The organism is Chelonobacter oris (genome assembly GCF_000772535.1).
Lineage (GTDB): Bacteria > Pseudomonadota > Gammaproteobacteria > Enterobacterales > Pasteurellaceae > Chelonobacter > Chelonobacter oris.
Genome location: NZ_JSUM01000013.1, coordinates 147,755 through 165,427, shown reverse-complemented (window position 1 = coordinate 165,427; position 17,673 = coordinate 147,755). Strand labels below are relative to the sequence as shown.

At 41.7% G+C, this 17,673-nt stretch carries 16 protein-coding genes; 5 read left to right on the top strand and 11 right to left on the bottom strand.

The features are described from left to right. Position 1: 1 nt before the first annotated feature. From hslV to xylF, 5 genes are all read right to left on the bottom strand, one after another. Positions 2-526 carry an ATP-dependent protease subunit HslV gene (hslV, locus tag OA57_RS08645; RefSeq protein ID WP_034616367.1) on the bottom strand — a complete coding sequence of 175 codons (525 nt, stop codon included), beginning with the start codon at positions 524-526 and terminating at the stop codon, positions 2-4. A gap of 75 nt (positions 527-601) precedes the next feature. Further along, complete coding sequence (locus OA57_RS08640) at positions 602-1,789, bottom strand: XylR family transcriptional regulator (protein ID WP_034616361.1); 1,188 nt, start codon at positions 1,787-1,789, stop codon at positions 602-604. A gap of 115 nt (positions 1,790-1,904) precedes the next feature. Next, entirely contained in the window at positions 1,905-3,032 is a 1,128-nt protein-coding gene (locus tag OA57_RS08635; protein WP_034616359.1) for a sugar ABC transporter permease, read from the bottom strand. Between the two features lie 4 nt (positions 3,033-3,036). Further along, positions 3,037-4,551: a D-xylose ABC transporter ATP-binding protein gene (gene xylG / locus OA57_RS08630; RefSeq protein ID WP_034616356.1), complete on the bottom strand. Its 1,515-nt coding sequence runs from the start codon at positions 4,549-4,551 to the stop codon at positions 3,037-3,039. Positions 4,552-4,620: 69 nt separating this feature from the next. Beyond that, the gene (gene xylF, locus OA57_RS08625; protein ID WP_407637089.1) at positions 4,621-5,583 is read right to left on the bottom strand and encodes a D-xylose ABC transporter substrate-binding protein; all 963 of its coding nucleotides are present in this window, start codon (positions 5,581-5,583) and stop codon (positions 4,621-4,623) included. Positions 5,584-5,901: 318 nt separating this feature from the next. Here xylF and xylA point away from each other — a divergent pair, with 318 nt between their 5' ends. Further along, positions 5,902-7,221 (top strand): xylose isomerase, encoded by a 1,320-nt coding sequence (gene xylA / locus OA57_RS08620; protein ID WP_034616351.1) that lies wholly within the window; start codon positions 5,902-5,904, stop codon positions 7,219-7,221. Positions 7,222-7,282: 61 nt separating this feature from the next. Next, on the top strand, positions 7,283-8,731 hold the full coding sequence (gene xylB / locus OA57_RS08615) for a xylulokinase (RefSeq protein WP_034616348.1): 1,449 nt from the start codon (positions 7,283-7,285) through the stop codon (positions 8,729-8,731). On the opposite strand, the gene rfaC is transcribed toward xylB, so the two are convergent. Genes rfaC through deoC form a run of 3 tightly spaced genes read right to left on the bottom strand, consistent with a single transcriptional unit; the run spans position 8,728 to position 11,151 of the window. Beyond that, complete coding sequence (gene rfaC, locus OA57_RS08610) at positions 8,728-9,690, bottom strand: lipopolysaccharide heptosyltransferase RfaC (RefSeq protein ID WP_034616344.1); 963 nt, start codon at positions 9,688-9,690, stop codon at positions 8,728-8,730. The two genes, xylB and rfaC, sit on opposite strands and share 4 nt — an antisense overlap. 7 nt (positions 9,691-9,697) lie before the next feature. Continuing rightward, entirely contained in the window at positions 9,698-10,459 is a 762-nt protein-coding gene (deoR, locus tag OA57_RS08605; protein ID WP_034616343.1) for a DNA-binding transcriptional repressor DeoR, read from the bottom strand. A 17-nt stretch (positions 10,460-10,476) separates the two neighbouring features. Further along, a complete protein-coding gene (gene deoC, locus OA57_RS08600) occupies positions 10,477-11,151 on the bottom strand; it encodes a deoxyribose-phosphate aldolase (RefSeq protein ID WP_034616341.1) in 675 nt (224 codons plus the stop codon). A gap of 157 nt (positions 11,152-11,308) precedes the next feature. Here deoC and rbsK point away from each other — a divergent pair, with 157 nt between their 5' ends. From rbsK to OA57_RS08585, 3 genes are read left to right on the top strand one after another with little or no spacing between them, the layout of a single operon-like run. Next, complete coding sequence (gene rbsK / locus OA57_RS08595) at positions 11,309-12,232, top strand: ribokinase (RefSeq protein ID WP_407637088.1); 924 nt, start codon at positions 11,309-11,311, stop codon at positions 12,230-12,232. A gap of 16 nt (positions 12,233-12,248) precedes the next feature. Then, positions 12,249-13,541: an L-fucose:H+ symporter permease gene (fucP, locus tag OA57_RS08590; protein ID WP_034616333.1), complete on the top strand. Its 1,293-nt coding sequence runs from the start codon at positions 12,249-12,251 to the stop codon at positions 13,539-13,541. Positions 13,542-13,554: 13 nt separating this feature from the next. Continuing rightward, the gene (locus tag OA57_RS08585; protein WP_034616327.1) at positions 13,555-14,571 is read left to right on the top strand and encodes an aldose 1-epimerase family protein; all 1,017 of its coding nucleotides are present in this window, start codon (positions 13,555-13,557) and stop codon (positions 14,569-14,571) included. 72 nt (positions 14,572-14,643) lie between these two features. Here OA57_RS08585 and OA57_RS08580 read toward each other — a convergent pair whose 3' ends face one another. Genes OA57_RS08580 through mtnK form a run of 3 tightly spaced genes read right to left on the bottom strand, consistent with a single transcriptional unit; the run spans position 14,644 to position 17,655 of the window. Continuing rightward, the gene (locus OA57_RS08580) at positions 14,644-15,282 is read right to left on the bottom strand and encodes an L-fuculose-phosphate aldolase (RefSeq protein ID WP_034616325.1); all 639 of its coding nucleotides are present in this window, start codon (positions 15,280-15,282) and stop codon (positions 14,644-14,646) included. Continuing rightward, the gene (gene mtnA, locus OA57_RS08575) at positions 15,275-16,390 is read right to left on the bottom strand and encodes an S-methyl-5-thioribose-1-phosphate isomerase (protein ID WP_034616323.1); all 1,116 of its coding nucleotides are present in this window, start codon (positions 16,388-16,390) and stop codon (positions 15,275-15,277) included. The genes OA57_RS08580 and mtnA overlap by 8 nt, the downstream gene beginning before the upstream one ends. Then, on the bottom strand, positions 16,387-17,655 hold the full coding sequence (gene mtnK / locus OA57_RS08570; RefSeq protein WP_052122449.1) for an S-methyl-5-thioribose kinase: 1,269 nt from the start codon (positions 17,653-17,655) through the stop codon (positions 16,387-16,389). The genes mtnA and mtnK overlap by 4 nt, the downstream gene beginning before the upstream one ends. Between the last annotated feature and the right edge of the window lie 18 nt (positions 17,656-17,673).

Below are 17,673 nucleotides of genomic sequence, written 5' to 3'. Positions count from 1 at the left end.
CTTACTCGGGCAACTGCTCGATGGTTTGATTCAAATTGGTGAATACACAAATATCCCCGGCAATTTTGAGCGATTTTTCAACGATTTCACGTGCTGACAAGTCGGTATTTTGTAACAAGGCGCGTGCCGCCGACATCGCATAATTACCGCCAGACCCGATTGCCAGAATATTGTCCTCCGGCTGCACCACATCACCGTTACCGGTGATAATCAACGACTCGGTCTCGTCCGCCACAATCAACATCGCTTCCAAACGGCGCAATGCTCTGTCGGTACGCCACTCTTTTGCCAACTCAACCGCACTTTTCAGCAAATGCCCCTGATGCATTTCTAATTTACGTTCAAACAATTCGAACAGTGTAAACGCATCTGCCGTACCGCCGGCAAACCCTGCCAGCACTTTGTTATGATACAAACGGCGCACCTTACGCGCATTGCCTTTCATCACTGTATTTCCCAACGAAACCTGCCCGTCACCGCCGACGACAACCTGCCCGTTACGGCGCACACTTACTATCGTGGTCATAAATTACCTCACTTTTTATATCAATGAGGGTTATATGGTGATGACAAAGTGCGGTTTCAAGGGTCAGTTTTTGCGCTAATCTGTTTTCTTGCTATATTGCCGACGATAATCATTCGGGGTATAACCAGACTCTTTTTTAAAAACAGAATAAAAGTATTGAATGGAGGGATAACCACACATTTCTGAGATTTCATAAATAGAAATGGAAGTCGATATCAGTAATTTTCTAGCTCGTGCAATTTTTTCTTCATGTAAAACCTGATGAATGGTTTTATCCAATTCCTTTTTAAAACGGCGTTCCAGATTGGTTCGGGAGAGCTTAACATAATCAAGCACTTGCTCCACTTTAATCCCGGAATAGGCATATAAGCGAATATAATGCATGGCTTGAATCACTAACGGATCATGAATAGAACGATAATCCGTCGATGTCCGCGCCTCTACTTTGATCGGCGAAATCAATACGGGTGCGGTTTTTACTTTTTTCTTCAGCAACATATTTTGTAGTATTTTTGCTGCTTGGTAACCCATTGATTTTGTTCCTTGTACGACTGAAGATAATGAAACCCGTGAGAAATATTGAATTAATTCTTCATTATCAATCCCAATAATACAAAGTTGTTCCGGAACAGCAATCCTCAAATTTTCGCAAGTCTGCAACAAGTGCCTTGCTCTGGCGTCAGTCACTGCAATAATACCGGTATGCTCAGGCAATGAACGAATCCATTGGTTCAATTCTTGTTGTGAGATTTGCCAGTTTTCCTGCCGAGTTTCATGCCCCAGATAAATATAGCTATCATAATGATTAGCCTGCATTAGCTGTTCAAATGCAAATCGCCTCTCTTCCGACCAATGGCGGCGATTTTCACTCGGAACACCGTAAAAAGCAAAATGATGTAACCCTTTGCTTCTTAAATGGGTAAATGCCATTTCGATAAGTGCATAATTATCAGTTGCAACATAAGGGATACTCGGTGGATAATCTGCCGGATGGTGATAAGAACCGCCCACAGCAACGATCGGAACATGGTGAGGGTGTTCAGTTAATTGTGTCACTAATATCGGATTGTCAAAATCAGCAATAATCCCGTCAACCGAACTAAGATTGAGTTGCAACTCTCGATGCACAAAATCATCTTCCAAAAATACATCCCAATTACACGACGAAGCTTGTATATATTCGCCAATTCCTTCCATCACTTCCCGATCATAAACCTTGTTGGCATTAAAAAGCAGGGCAATTCGATGATATTCGGCAATCATTGGGAATCCTTTAAATCAACTAATCGAAAGTCTGCCAACTATAGAATAAAAATTTTATAAATAAAAGGGTTATCAAATGAATTGACAGCCCTTTATAAATATAAAAATTTGAATTTTATGCTTTTTTCTTACTGATTGAATCCGCCCAAACTGCCAGTAACAGAATACCGCCTTTAACAATATATTGCCAAAATGTCGGCACATCCAACATACTCATTCCATTATCTAATGAAGCAATAATCAAAGCACCAATAATCACGCCCCACACACTTCCGACACCGCCTGCCAAACTTGCCCCCCCGATCACACAAGCCGCAATGGCATCCAGTTCGGCATTCTGCCCTGCCGAAGGCGAGCCTGCCCCCAAACGGGCACTGAGGATTAACCCTGCAATGGCAACCATTAACCCATTAATCGAAAAGATGGCTAATTTTATTCTTTCAACTTTAATTCCGGATAATCTGGCCGCCTCAATGTTGCCGCCAATCGCATAAATATAACGTCCAAAAGCGGTTTTCTTGGAAATAAAAAAACCAATAATTGCCAACATAGCCAAGATAAGCACCGGAACCGGAATACCACGATAATCATTCAAAAGATAAATAGCACTGAGTAATAAGATCGCGACTACTACGTATTTTAAGAAATCTTTTGATATTTTCTCTACCGGTAAAGCCAATTTTTGTCTGGATCGACGTTGATAATTTCCCCATATAATAAAAAGTGCAATTGCCATGCCGCCCAGAATAAAACCCAATTCATTGGATAAATAACCTTGTCCGATTTGAGTCATTGAAGATGATGTGGGAGACACGGTTGTGCCATTGGTCATACCAATCAAAATACCTCGGAATGCCAATAATCCGGCCAAAGTAACAATAAACGAGGGAACGCGTTGATATGCTACCCACCAACCATTCCATACTCCAAACATTAAGCCGAGTAATAAGGTCGCAAAAATTGTTGCAGGTAACGGCCATCCCCACCATACATTTGTAATCGCAGCAAAACCGCCTAATAATCCCATTAAAGAACCTACGGATAAATCAATTTCTGCTGAAATTATGACAAACAACATACCGATTGCCAGAATACCCGTAATAGAAGTCTGTCTTAATAAATTTGAGATATTGCGTGCGCTTAAATATGCACCGTCTGTTGCTACCGAGAAAAACAGCATAATAACAACAATAGCAATTAACATGATATAAACTTGTAAATTGACGGATTTTAGATTTTTCATACAATTACTCCTTAAGTGCAACTTCCATGACGTTTTCTTGGGTGAGATTTTTATTAATCAAATTCCCTTTTATCTTTCCCTGATGCATCACTAAAATTCTGTCGCTAATGCCCAGAATTTCGGGCAATTCGGACGATATAACAATAATGCCTACACCTTGCTTTGCCAGCTTATTAATTAATTTATAGATTTCATATTTAGCACCGACATCAATTCCTCGAGTAGGCTCATCAAGAATAAGTATTTTGGGATTTAACAACAATGCTTTCGCCAAAATGGCTTTTTGCTGATTTCCCCCGCTTAACCGTCCTATTGCTAAATCAGGAGAAGACGTTTTTACCTTTAATTCTTGAATCGAGTGTCTAATCACTGTCTCTTCTAAAGGTTCATTAATCATAATGCGTTTGATGCAATAATTTCTTAGAGAAGAGAGTGTAATATTTTTATCAACCCCCATTATCGGCACAATACCATGCCGTTTCCGATCTTCCGGCACCATAAAAATGCCATGTTTAATTGCTGCCGCACAATCTTTATGCTGAACTTGTTTTTGGTTTAAATAAAATTTTCCTTTAAACTTTCCGGCATAAGCTCCAAAAATACATTGAACCATTTCCGTACGCCCGGAGCCTACCAACCCGGCAATCCCTAATATTTCTCCGCTGCATAAGTTAAAATTCGCATTATCAACCCGTTTAATATGTGTGTTGACGTAATGCCAGGCGGTTAAATCCTCAATACGTAATAACTCATTGCCGATTTGATGTTGCTCATGCGGATATAGTGACGTAATCTCCCTCCCGACCATCATGGTAATAATGTCATCTTCGCTCATCTCTTTGCCGTCTTTGGTACCGATATGCTCTCCGTCACGAATAACACAGATTTGATCGGAAATAGCCTTTACTTCATTTAGTTTATGTGAAATATAGATACACGCAATATTATGTGCTTTAAGATCTTGAATCAGTGCCAACAATACATCCGTCTCTTTTTCAGTTAAAGATGCGGTCGGCTCATCCAGAATAAGTAATCTCACATTTTTATTTAGTGCCTTGGCTATCTCCACCAATTGCTGTTGCCCGAGACCAAGCTCACCGACTATTGTTACAGGATCAATATCCAGTTGAACTTGTGAGAGCATTTTTTTAGCCCTGATATACATTTCATTCTCATTTGTTAAACCATATTGAGAGATCTCATTCCCAAGAAAAATATTATCCATAACCGACATATTTTTCACCAACGCCAATTCCTGATGAATAATTGAAATGCCTTTATTTTCCGTGTCCTTAATATTTTTAGACTTTAACAATTCACCTGAAAAATAAATGTCCCCTTCATAATCACCATAAGGATATATGCCGCATAATACTTTCATCAGTGTTGATTTACCTGAACCGTTTTCTCCACATAATGAAAGTACTTTTCCCGGAGAAATAGAAATAGAAACATTATTTAATGCTTTAACGTCACCAAATCTTTTTACAATCCCTTTCATCTCTAATAATGAATCCATTGCAACCACCTAACATTATCATATCAATTTAAGGGAGGCGTTCTCCCTTATCTCTAGACAGCCTCTAAACTAGTTACTATAAATACTCTCTTTACTATGAAATCCGTCTTGAATAATGGTTTCTTCAATATTTTCTTTTGTTACCGCTATCGGATCCAAAAGATAAGAAGCAACGTCTTTTAATCCATTATTTAGACTGGCATTACTTTCAATCTTTTCATCTTTAGCCAAACCCACTGCAATTTCAGCGGCTTTATCTGCCAATTTTGTAATTGGTTTATAAACCGTCATCGTTTGTATCTCTTCTACAATTCGTTTAATTGCCGCCAAATCGGCATCTTGGCCGGAAATCGCCACTTTTCCTGATAGCCCTTGAGCACTTAATGCCTGAATTGCGCCGCCTGCCGTTGCATCATTGGATGCTACTACTGCATCGATATTATTTTTATTGGCTGTCAATGCATTTTCCATAATTTGCAACGCCTTTTCCGGTAACCAAGAATCAACCCATTGATCCCCGATAACTTTAATCGCCCCTTTATCAATTAAGGGCTGTAACACATTCATTTGCCCCTGTCTAAATAACTTTGCATTATTATCAACCGGAGAACCGCCCATTAGAAAATAATTCCCTTCCGGTTTTATAGCGACTATCGTTTCCGCCTGTAATTCACCCACTCTTTCATTATCGAACGAAACATAAAAATCTAAATCCGCATTATTAATTAATCGATCATATGCTAAAACCTTAATACCGGATCTTTTCGCCTCTGCGATAACATTGCTTAATACATCCCCGTTATGCGGAATAATAACCAACACGTCCACATCACGATTAATCATATTTTCAATTTGTGAGATTTGTGCATTATCATCGCCATTTGCCGACTGAACAAAAACTTTTGCACCTAATGCTTCCGCCTTCTTGGTAAAAATACTGCTGTCTTTCTGCCATCTTTCTAAACGTAAATCATCTATCGACATTCCTATAGTTAACACTTTTGCACTTGCAACACTACCTAAGCCGACCATTATCAATGCTGCCAACAACAAACTATTTCTGATTTTCATATCGAATACCTCACATGTAATTAATTAAATGCTGACTTGTCTTTATGACGAGTCTAATATTTTACATTTAGCCCAAAAATACAATTAATGAATTTTATTTTCATATTATGATTTATGTTTTATGTGATTCCTATCACAACTCAAACTTATCTTATCTGTGACAACCATCACATAAAACAATATTATTAATCACAAAATAAAATAACATAATTGATACCTCATCCTCTCTGCCTTTATCTTTGCTTCGAAATAACATTGTATTTATACAGGAGAAAGAAAATGGCTGATTATTTTGAGAAGATTGATCAAATTAACTATGAAGGAAAAGACAGTACTAATCCTTTGGCATACCGCTACTATGATGCCGAACGTATCGTTTTAGGAAAAACGATGGCGGAACATTTGCGTATAGCCGTCTGCTATTGGCATACATTCTGTTGGAACGGAACCGATATGTTCGGCAGCGGCTCTTTGGAACGACCTTGGCAGCAAACCGCAGCACCGCTTGACGCCGCAAAACAAAAAGCCGATATTGCTTTTGAATTTCTCAAAAAACTTAACGTTCCCTATTACTGCTTCCATGATATTGATATCGCACCGGAAGGTCGTTCTTTTAAAGAATATATTCGGAACTTCACGACCATTGTCGATATTCTTGCCGAAAAACAAGTACAAACCGGTATTAAGTTATTATGGGGGACGGCAAACTGTTTTACCAATCCGCGTTATATGTCCGGTGCGGCAAGCAATCCGAATCCGGAAGTCTTTGCCTGTGCCGCAACTCAAGTTTTCCATGCTATGAATGCGACCCAAAAACTACGAGGTGAAAATTATGTCCTATGGGGTGGACGTGAGGGTTATGAAACATTACTCAACACCGATTTAAAACGTGAACGTGAGCAGCTGGGACGTTTTATGCAACTGGTTGTGGAACATAAATATAAAATCGGTTTCACCGGTACACTACTGATTGAACCCAAACCACAGGAGCCGACCAAACATCAATATGATTATGACGTCGCAACGGTCTACGGCTTCCTGAAACAATTCGGGCTGGAAAATGAAATCAAGGTCAATATTGAAGCCAACCATGCGACCTTAGCCGGACATACATTCCAACACGAAGTCGCAAGTGCGGTCGGGCTGGGCATGTTGGGATCTATTGATGCCAACCGCGGCGATCCTCAGCTGGGTTGGGATACCGATCAATTCCCGAACAGCGTGGAAGAAAATGCATTGGTTTTGTATGAAATTTTGAAAGCCGGCGGGCTGACGACGGGCGGCTTTAATTTTGATGCTAAAATAAGAAGACAAAGCATTGATAAATATGATTTATTCCACGCACATATCGGCGGCATCGATGTTCTGGCACAATCACTGCTGATTGCGGCTGAAATGGTTAAAGATCAACGATTACAGAAAATTGTCGACCAGCGTTATGCCGGTTGGAATACTGAATTGGGACAGTCTATTCTTAATGGAAATTCATCACTGGAAGATTTGGCAGGATTGGTTGAAGACAAGCAACTGGCGCCACAACCTGTTTCCGGTCATCAAGAACTGCTGGAAAATATCATAAATTCTTATATTTATAAATAAATTAAACATCCAGGACAATGATAACCGTTCTGGATTTTTCATCATTATTGCGGAGCATAATATGTATCTTGGTATTGATTTAGGCACTTCAGGTGTCAAATTAGTGTTATTAGACGAACAGCAAACCATTATTGCAACCCATTCAACCTCACTGCATATCAGTCGTCCTAAACCGCTTTGGTCGGAACAAAATCCTGATGAATGGTGGAAAGCGATTAATATCAGTATTCAAGCACTGAAAAACGATCATCAATTGAAGCGCGTTAAAGCGATTGGTTTAACCGGACAAATGCATGGCGCCGTCATGCTCGATCAACAAAACAACGTGATTTATCCGGCGATACTCTGGAATGACGGCCGCAGTTTTGAAGAGTGTCACGAATTGGAGAAACATGTGCCGAACTCACGCCAAATTACCGGCAATCTTATGATGCCCGGCTTTACCGCTCCCAAATTGAAATGGTTCGAAAAACATCAGCCGGAATTGTTTCAAAGAATCCACAAGGTCTTATTACCGAAAGATTATATCCGTTTTTTGATGAGCGGCGGCTATTTCTCCGATATGTCCGATGCTTCCGGAACCATGTGGCTCGATGTCGCCAACCGCACTTGGAATCAAGATTTACTTTCCGCCTGCCGTTTATCCGTTGACAATATGCCGGAACTCCTGGAAGGCAATCAAATTTGCGGAACATTATTACCGAACATTGCCGAACAGTGGGGTATGAATCAGATTCCAATCATTGCCGGTGCCGGCGATAATGCGGCCGGTGCAATCGGTGTCGGTTTATACAAAAACGGGCAAGCCATGCTCTCTCTCGGCACCTCCGGCGTCTATTTCGTCGTCACCGATAAATTTGTCGGCAATCCTGAAAAAGCCGTACACAGTTTCTGCCATGCCCTGCCGCAACGATGGCATTTAATGTCCGTTATTTTAAGCGCCGCTTCCTGCATTGACTGGGCAAATACTTTATTGGGAATTAATGATATTACCCGTTTCTTTGAACTGGCCGAGCAGGATAATAATCATTCCGATGTTATTTTTCTGCCCTATCTATCCGGTGAAAGAACTCCACACAATGATCCTTATGCCAAAGGGGTCTTTTGGGGCATGACCCATAACAGCTCCCAAGCAACCTTAGCAAAAGCCGTTATCGAAGGCGTCAGTTTTGCATTAGCCCAAGGAATGGATGTGCTGCATGATAGCGGCGTGGCTGCCGACAATATCACCTTAATCGGCGGTGGAGCGAAAAGTCACTATTGGCGACAGCTGCTGGCGGATATTACGGGCAAGCCACTGGAATATCGTAAAGGCGGAGATGTCGGGCCGGCTTTAGGCGCAGCAAAATTGGCTCAAATAGCACTCAATCCGGATAAAAATATTGCCGATTTGTGTCCACCGTTGGCATTGGAAAAAATCTATCAGCCCGATATCGAAAAAACAGCTTATTATCATGCTAAAAAAGTAAAGTTCAATCAGCTTTATCAACGTTTAAAAGGCTTTGCCTAAACCCGTTCAATGGTTGTCTTAAGCTGATCTATAACCTGCCGCACGGTAATTTCCGCCATGCTTTCGGCGGCAAGTGCGGTTTGGTTGTTGCCGTAAGCACCGATTAACATCGGATCGCTGGCGCCATAGAGGGTGATGTTCGGTTTGTCCAAGGCTGCGGTCAGGTGGGATAAACCGGTATCGACGGAAACCACGGCTTTGGCGTGGGCAAGTTGGTTCGCTATCTGTGACAAACTGGTCTTGGGCAAAACGTCTGCATAAGCAAAACCATGCGCCAAGCGCTCGGCGCGTAACCGCTCTTTTTCGTTGCCCCACGGCAGTCGGATTCGGTAGCCGTAAGGCTCAAGCAGTGCGATAAGTTCACGCCATGCCGCTTCCGGCCAGTGCTTGTCGTTGCGAGTGGTGGAATGGATAAAAATCAAATAAGGCGGTGCAAAATGCGGTTGATTGAGAAAATGATGAGCAATGCCGTAATCGCCTTTTGCGGTCGGTAACGGATAGCCCAAACCGGCCGCAAAAAGTTGCCGAATCCGTTCAACGGCGTGCTGCCGATAGCGGATATTATAGGTTTTATCATAGAAGAAAGCGGCAAGCGGTTCCCGAATCGAACGGCAATCATAGCCATGCTTTACGCCGTGCGCCAGACGGGTGGCAAAAACCGCACTTTTCAATAAGCCTTGCGCATCAATCACGGCATCATATTCGTTCGCTTGTAGCAAAGTACGATATTGCCGCCATTGGTACCGCACTTGGGCATTAAACGGTTTTTTTCGCCAACGGCGTAACGCCATCGGAATCACCCGATTCACTGCCGAATGCCACTGGGGAATTTCGGCAAAATTCTCTTCCGCCACCCAATCCAGCTGCAAATCGGGAATCGCCCGCTGTGCATCGGTCAACGCCGGCAACGTATGCAACAGATCCCCCATTGATGATGTTTTGATCAGGCAGACTTTCATATCCCCCCTATGATTTAGATATCAAAGGCGGCAGTGCCGTTTGGGCAAATTCAGCCGGCAAAGAGGCATTACAGATGATTTGATCAAATTGATCGATTTCGCCGATATAAGCCTGCTGGATTTTATTGATTTTACTGTCGTCGAACACTAAGGTGCTGTGTTGCGATTTGTGCATCGCTTTTACTTTCACTCTCGCCTCATTAAAATTGAAACAGGTTACCCCTTTTTGGTGATGGACGCCGGCGGCGGAAATAAAGGCTTTGTTGGGACACACGACATCCAGTTCGTTTTGCAAGGTCACCGCATCTAAGAAAGAGTTGTCCCTTGAATAATATCCGCCGCATAAAATCAAGTTACAACGGCTTTTTTCCTGTAACACCATAAACGTATTAATGGAGCAACAAAGTGCGGTAAAGGCGAGCGAATCGCTGATTTGCGATGCAATAAACGGAATGGTCGAGCCGCAGTCGAAAAAAACCACGTCCCCTTCTCTAATTTGTTCGGCGGCTAATTTGCCGATCTGCATTTTTTGTGCGATATTTTTGCTTTGCTGCTCAAAAATAAAATAGCCGTTTTCATTTAAACGTTGCGGATCTTTGACGATATAACCACCGAGCAACACCAGCGAACCGGGTTCACTGCCCAAATCGCGGCGAATCGTCATTTCGGAAACATTCAAAATAGCGGCGGCATCACGCAGATGGATTTTATCCATCTGTTTTAACAGAAATTCCAGCTGTTGAATCCGAGAATTGGTTTTGCTATCCACGCCGCCTCCTGTGCCGTTTAATAATCCGATTGATTATCCTGCAATCCATTAACAATAGCAACGCCGGAACTGGTGCCGAGGCGGGTTGCGCCGGCGTTGATCATCGCAAGTGCGGTTTCGATATCCCGCACACCGCCGGAAGCTTTGACGCCGACGGTCTCGCCGACGGTTTGCCGCATCAGCGCTACATCGTCAACGGTCGCGCCGCCGGTGCTGAATCCGGTCGAGGTTTTCACAAAAGCCACATTCAGCGTGCGGCAAACTTCGCATAATTTTACTCTCTCCTCCCGTGTTAATAAACAGGTTTCCAAAATCACTTTTAACGGAATATCCGCGCAAGCCGTTAATACGGCTTGAATATCTTGTTGTACCGCTTGCCATTTGCCTGATTTGACCCAGCCGATATTGATCACCATATCAATTTCTTCGGCTCCCGCCTTAATCGCCTCGGCGGCTTCGAATGCCTTGACCGACGAAAACGTCGCCCCCAGCGGAAATCCTACCACTGTGCAGATTTTAACATTACTATTATTTAAAATTGTTTTGGCAAACGGAATGTGGCAGGCATTGATACAGACCGAATAAAATTCATTTAACATCGCCTCCCGACATAAAACCGCTATTTCAGCCTCTGATTTATTACTGGTCAGTGCGGTATGATCTATCATGTTTGCTATTTTCTTCACGTTCATTCTTCTCTCCTATTGAGTATTTAATCAAACAAAATCCAACTTTTTCATATCATATCCGGATTTAATTTAAAATCTGTGATCAATGTAACTTTTTTAACATTTTTATTATTATAAACTCATTTTAACTAAAAATGTGTATTTTTTAACAAAGGAGATGATGATGGATATTGCAGTGATTGGATCAAACATGGTCGATTTAATTACTTATGTCGACCAAATGCCGAAAGCCGGCGAGACGCTGGAAGCGCCGACATTCCAGATGGGATGCGGCGGCAAAGGTGCGAATCAGGCCATTGCCGCCGCCAAATTGGGGGCGAAAGTGATGATGCAGTCGAAAGTCGGCGATGATGTATTTGCGGATAACACAATTAATAACTTCAAGCAGTACGGTGTCGATACCCGATATGTAGAAAAAGTCAACGGGGTTTCCAGTGGTGTTGCGCCGATCTTTGTCGATTCCAGTTCGCAAAATCGCATTTTGATTATCAAGGGAGCAAATGCACACTTACAACCCGAAGATATCGATCGGGCGGCCGAAAGCCTGCAACAGTGTAAATTAATCGTGCTACAACTGGAAATTCCGTTGGAAACCGTTTATTACGCCATTGATTTTGCGAATAAGCATGCAATTCCGGTCATTTTGAATCCGGCGCCGGCCAGTAAAGCCCTGTCTCTGGAATATGCCTGCAAGTGCGATTTCTTTATGCCGAATGAAACCGAATTGGAAATTCTGACCGGAATGCCGGTCAACAATATGGCGCAAATTCAAGCCGCAGCCGGTTTTCTACTGGGAAAAGGGCTCAAAAACATCATTGTTACATTGGGTGAAAAAGGGGCGGTCTGGTTGCATGATGATCATATCGTGCATGTTCCGCCCTATAAGGTCAACGCCGTCGACACCAGCGGTGCAGGCGATGCCTTTATCGGCTGTTTCGCCCATCACTATATCCAAAGCGGCGATGTCTTAGCCGCCATGAAAGAAGCCTCTTTATTTGCCGCTTGCAGTGTCACCGGCAAAGGAACGCAGTCCTCTTACCCGAATCAGACCGAATTTGAGCTGTTTAAACAACACTGTCTTTAATGAGAAGGATCCGACTATGAAGAACATTATCCAAATGCCAGACGGCTATTTGAACAGAACGCCACTGTTTCAATTTATTTTATTGTCGTGTCTGTTCCCGTTATGGGGCGCAGCAGCCAGCCTGAACGACATTTTAATTACCCAGTTTAAAAGCGTGTTCACCTTGAGCGATTTTGCCAGTGCGCTGGTGCAAAGTGCATTCTACGGCGGTTATTTTTTAATTGCCATTCCGGCCTCGCTTGTGATTAAAAAAACCAGCTATAAAATCGCCATCTTAATCGGCTTAACCTTATACATCGGCGGTTGTCTGATGTTTTACCCCGCCTCTCACATGGCGACTTACACCATGTTTTTAGCTGCGATTTTCTCTATTGCTATCGGTTTAAGTTTTTTAGAAACATCCGCCAATACTTACAGCTCAATGATTGGGCATAAGGATTACGCCACATTACGCTTGAATATCAGCCAGACATTTTATCCGATTGGTGCGATTTTCGGGATTCTGTTGGGCAAATACCTGATTTTCCAAGAAGGTGCCAGCCTGGAAGAACAAATGATCGGTATGAGCCCGGAACAGCTGCATGACTTCAAACTTGCCATGCTGCAACATACACTACAGCCATACAAATACCTGATCTTCGTATTGATCGCCGTTGCAGTTCTGTTTTTGATTACCCGCTTCCCGACGTGCAAATCGGCAAAACAAGAACACAAACAAGACGTTCACTTTATCGACACCTTAAAATATTTGCTGAAAAATACTGCGTTCAAAAAAGGAATTGCCGCACAATTTTTATATGTCGGTATGCAAGTCGCCGTGTGGTCTTTCACCATTCGACTGGCACTCAATTTAAGTAATATGAATGAGCGCGATGCCTCTAATTTTATGGTATACAGTTTTATCGGATTCTTTGTCGGCAAATTTATTGCCAACTTCTTAATGGCGAAATTCAAACCGAACTGGGTTTTGGTCTGGTATTCCGCATTAGGCGTAATAACACTGGCTTATACCGCCTTTGTACCTGATTTTTCAGCCGTTTATGCCGCCATTTTCGCCAGCGCCTTGTTCGGCCCTTGCTGGGCGACAATCTATGCCTCCGTGCTGGAAACCGTCGAGCAGGAACACCGTGAAGTTGCCGGCGCCGTGGTCGTCATGTCAATTATCGGTGCCGCCGTGGTGCCCGCCATTCACGGTTTGGTGTCCGACTCGCTCGGTTCAATTCAGCTTGCCTTTATCGTGCCGCTGCTCTGCTTTGCTTATGTCGGTTACTATTTTTATGGCAAACGCAATGAATCCAAGCACTACTAACTAAGGAAATCATATGAAAAGTATTATCCCTTTAGTCAAAGAACATTTTGGTAAAGAAAAAAGAATTCTGTTACAAAATCGGCAAATCACAGTAGCAGGTTTCCAATATAATTCCGGTATAGAAGCCGTTACCATCAGTAACGGCAAAGGATTTGTCACCGTACTCCCGTTCTACGGACAAATTATTTGGGACGCCTGCTTCAACGGGCATAGCCTGAAAATGAAAAATATGTTCAAAGAACCCAAGTGCGGTCATGAAATTATCGACACCTACGGCTGCTTCTGTTTTCATTCCGGTTTAATCCGCAACGGCTGCCCCGCACCTGAGGACACTCACCCTTTACACGGTGAAATGCCTTGCGCCCGGCTGGACAAAGCCTGGCTTGAATTGGAACCGGATCAGGTTGCGATTTGCGGCGAATATGAATATGTCAAAGGCTTTGGGGATCACTATCTGGCACAACCGAAAGTGATCATTCATGCCGACAGCAGCCTGTTTGAAATCCAAATGCAGGTCACCAACCTTGCCAGTGTCGATATGCCGTTACAATATATGTGTCATATGAATTACTGCTATGAACACGGTGCAATATTCAGCCAAAATATCCCGGATTCAGCCATTCAATTGCGAGAATCTATCCCCGCCCATGTTCAACCTACGCCGCAATGGTCGGCTTTCAACGATAAAATCAAACAAGGGGAATATACGTTAACCTGTTTGGACAATGACGACATGTATAACCCCGAAATTGTGTTTTTCATGGATAATTTGCAGCAATACCAAAAATATCCGGAATACCGGATGCAATCGCCACACGGGCATACCTATCTCACCCGATTCTTGTCGGCGCAATTTAATTATGCCACCCGCTGGATTTTATATAATGCGGATCAACAAGTCGGCGCATTTGTCCTCCCCGCCACCTGCCGCCCGGAAGGCTATCTCGCCGCCCAACGCAACGGCACATTGATTATGCTACCCCCTCATGAAAGCCGATGTTTTTCGGTAACTACCGGGATTGAAGAATAGCTAAACCGATACTTTTTTTAATACCAAGAGCCAAATTACACCCATACAATTTGGCTCTTATTCCTTATATAATTATTTCAAGCCGTAGGATTGAAACTTATCCAGAATAATTTGCATTTCCTTATCAGACAGAACAGGAATATTATCTGTTATACCTAACAAATTAATATATTGCTTTGCCAATACTTCTACCTCATTCGCCAGCCATAATGCTTTATCTAACGTACTTTCCATACAAACAACACCATGATGTTGTAATAAGACAGCTTTAGATAACCGTATCCCATTGCTCACAATATTTGATAGCTCTAAGCTGCCAAACGTGGCATAAGGTAAGCAGGGAATAGCGTTTCCGCCACTCACTGCTATCATGTAATGTATCGCAGGAATAGTTTTATTCAATATCGCAACTGTCGTTGAATATAAGGCGTGGTTATGAATCACCGCATTTAATTCAGGTCGAGCTTGATAACAAGCCAAATGGAAATGCCATTCGCTTGAAGGTATTTTTCCTATCTCAATATCTCCATTAAAACGAATAAAAACAATCTGCTCCGGTATCAGTTGATTACAAGGGATGCCGCTGGGTGTAATTAATAGACCATTTTCAAAACGACAGCTAATATTACCCGATGTTCCTTGATTAAGGTTCAGTCGATTCATTTCTTGATAGATTGAGATAATTTTACAAGATAATGCCTGTCTATCCATGAGCAGCACCTTTGATCTTCAAGTCCGGAAATAGTTGAGCCAATCCCCTTTCCGAAGCCTCACAAACACCACGTTCAGTAATCAGTCCCCCCGTAATAAATTCTGCCGGCGTGACATCAAATGCAAAGTTTCCACACGGTGTCCCCACAGGGACAATATTTACTTTACTTAACTTATCATTTTCATCTAAGCCATAAACATAAGCCTGTTCCTCCGCCGACCGCTCTTCTATCGGTATCTCTTTTACACCGTCATAAACGGTAAAATCAATTGAGGGGGACGGCAGTGCCACATAAAACGGGACATTATTCACTTTGGCCGCCAACGCTTTTAAATAAGTTCCGATTTTATTACATACATCCCCCCTTGCCGTTGTTCGGTCGGTGCCAACAATACAGAGATCGACTAATCCGTGTTGCATCAAGTGTCCCCCGATATTGTCTGCAATAAATGTATGCGGTACATCATGCGAGCCCAGTTCAAAAGCGGTTAATCCTCCCTGATTACGCGGTCTGGTTTCATCTACCCAAACATGGACATTAATTCCCGACTCATGAGCCATATAGATTGGCGCAAGTGCGGTTCCCCAATCAACCGTTGCCAGCCAACCGGCATTACAGTGAGTCAGAATATTAACAACTGATTTATCCTTTTTATTTTCTAGAATTTTTTTAATTTCATTTAATCCATGAATACCAATAGATTTACAAATTTCAATATCTTCATTACTGATTTGTTCAGCCAAAATAGCTGCCTGAATAGTACGCTGTTCTATTGATATCTGTTTTAATACGGTGATACAGCGATCTAACGCCCATTTTAAATTAATTGCTGTCGGACGCGTCTTCACCAATAAATTATACGCATTCACTAAATTTTCATCCGAAGGATCATCATTCATTGCGATTGCAACGCCATATGCAGCAGCCGCACCAATTAATGGGGCTCCTCGAACATTCATATTTTGAATTGCGTTAGCAACATCAGTAACGGTAGTAAGCTTTAGTATTTCAAACTTAAAAGGTAATTTTGTTTGATCAATAATGCTGATACTTCTTTTATCATCAGAAAACCAAACTGTTCTATAATACTTTCCATTAATCTTCATAAATAATTATCTCCATTAGATTTTCTAATATAATCAACAACAGAATCCATCGAGGAAAATCGATCTGCATAAAGCATAAAATAACAAGCGATATTTAATGCATGATGACCGCAATATGCTCTTTCTTTTTCATCAGAAATACTCTTCAAGTCAGCAACACCTGCAAATCCAATAATTCTTCTGTTAATTTCCATACCTGCATTAACGATAGAGTCAATGAAGAGATTTCTAAAAAAATCTTTTTGAAAATCCAATGCTAAATGCTCATCGTAAACATTAACCGGATAAGCATCCCCCTGAGTCTTTTGGTTCCATAAGCATATAAATTCATCAACAAAAATACCCCAAGTATCAATTAGTTGTCTCAAAATCCATTCTTGATAATCTTTACGATGATGTTGCTCTTTGATATGCCATCGCTGTGACGTATATGACATAATCAAATTACCAATATAATTGCCTATATCAAATGCCATAGGCCCCATAAAACCAAATTCAGGATCAATAATGACAGTTGAATTTGAAGTCACCATAATAGATCCGGTATGTAAATCCCCATGTAATAATGCTTGAGATTCCGTCATAAACTTATACTTGTACTTCATTGCAATTTTTATCAATTCTTGATTAGCCCAAATATCCCATATATGCTTCTCTAATAACGGTGTTAACCAGTTATTTCGTTCCGCATTAAAATAGGGTTCCGTAAAAATTAAGTCTTCCGTTATCTTGCATAATTCATAATTTAACGAAAATTTGGATACTAATTTTTTCTTATCTTCCGGATTAAGACCTATATCAGATGTAAAAAATAGATTTCTAGCCAAGAAAATGCCAATATCATAGGATAATTTTTCAAATTTTCTTCCTGCTATCATTTCTTTCCTTAGAACAACATGCGGTGAAATATATTCCATCGCAAAGGTTGCCATCATATCATCATAGAAATAAACTTCCGGAACCAAGTTATTACCCACATTACTATATTCCAGTTTCAATGTACTATATTCAAAAAAAGCTCTCCTCAATGATAATTTCCAGCCTTCCCCTGCGGCTCTGACATAAGGTATTGCCTGTTTTACAATAATACTTTTTTTAGTTCCGGATACGATAAAAACAAGATTAATATTCCCATCACCAATCTCTTTAACTTTCCAAAGAGTATAATCTCCGCCTAGATCAATCTCCTTTGGTAGTTTTGTAGATAGGTAACCGGTTATATCATCACAATTCAAAATAAAATAGGAAGAATACACTTCACTCATAACATATCTCCTTTGTCG

Bases quoted from the DNA above. Each gene is read 5' to 3' on its own strand.
- fucP (WP_034616333.1), top strand. From the start codon at position 12,249: ATGAAGAACATTATCCAAATGCCAGACGGCTATTTGAACAGAACGCCA.
- xylA (WP_034616351.1), top strand. From the start codon at position 5,902: ATGGCTGATTATTTTGAGAAGATTGATCAAATTAACTATGAAGGAAAA.
- xylG (WP_034616356.1), bottom strand. From the start codon at position 4,551: ATGGATTCATTATTAGAGATGAAAGGGATTGTAAAAAGATTTGGTGAC.
- rbsK (WP_407637088.1), top strand. From the start codon at position 11,309: ATGATGGATATTGCAGTGATTGGATCAAACATGGTCGATTTAATTACT.
- OA57_RS08640 (WP_034616361.1), bottom strand. From the start codon at position 1,789: ATGATTGCCGAATATCATCGAATTGCCCTGCTTTTTAATGCCAACAAG.
- rfaC (WP_034616344.1), bottom strand. From the start codon at position 9,690: ATGAAAGTCTGCCTGATCAAAACATCATCAATGGGGGATCTGTTGCAT.
- xylB (WP_034616348.1), top strand. From the start codon at position 7,283: ATGTATCTTGGTATTGATTTAGGCACTTCAGGTGTCAAATTAGTGTTA.
- deoC (WP_034616341.1), bottom strand. From the start codon at position 11,151: ATGAACGTGAAGAAAATAGCAAACATGATAGATCATACCGCACTGACC.
- xylF (WP_407637089.1), bottom strand. From the start codon at position 5,583: ATGGTCGGCTTAGGTAGTGTTGCAAGTGCAAAAGTGTTAACTATAGGA.
- mtnA (WP_034616323.1), bottom strand. From the start codon at position 16,390: ATGAAGATTAATGGAAAGTATTATAGAACAGTTTGGTTTTCTGATGAT.
- OA57_RS08580 (WP_034616325.1), bottom strand. From the start codon at position 15,282: ATGGATAGACAGGCATTATCTTGTAAAATTATCTCAATCTATCAAGAA.
- OA57_RS08585 (WP_034616327.1), top strand. From the start codon at position 13,555: ATGAAAAGTATTATCCCTTTAGTCAAAGAACATTTTGGTAAAGAAAAA.
- mtnK (WP_052122449.1), bottom strand. From the start codon at position 17,655: ATGAGTGAAGTGTATTCTTCCTATTTTATTTTGAATTGTGATGATATA.
- hslV (WP_034616367.1), bottom strand. From the start codon at position 526: ATGACCACGATAGTAAGTGTGCGCCGTAACGGGCAGGTTGTCGTCGGC.
- OA57_RS08635 (WP_034616359.1), bottom strand. From the start codon at position 3,032: ATGAAAAATCTAAAATCCGTCAATTTACAAGTTTATATCATGTTAATT.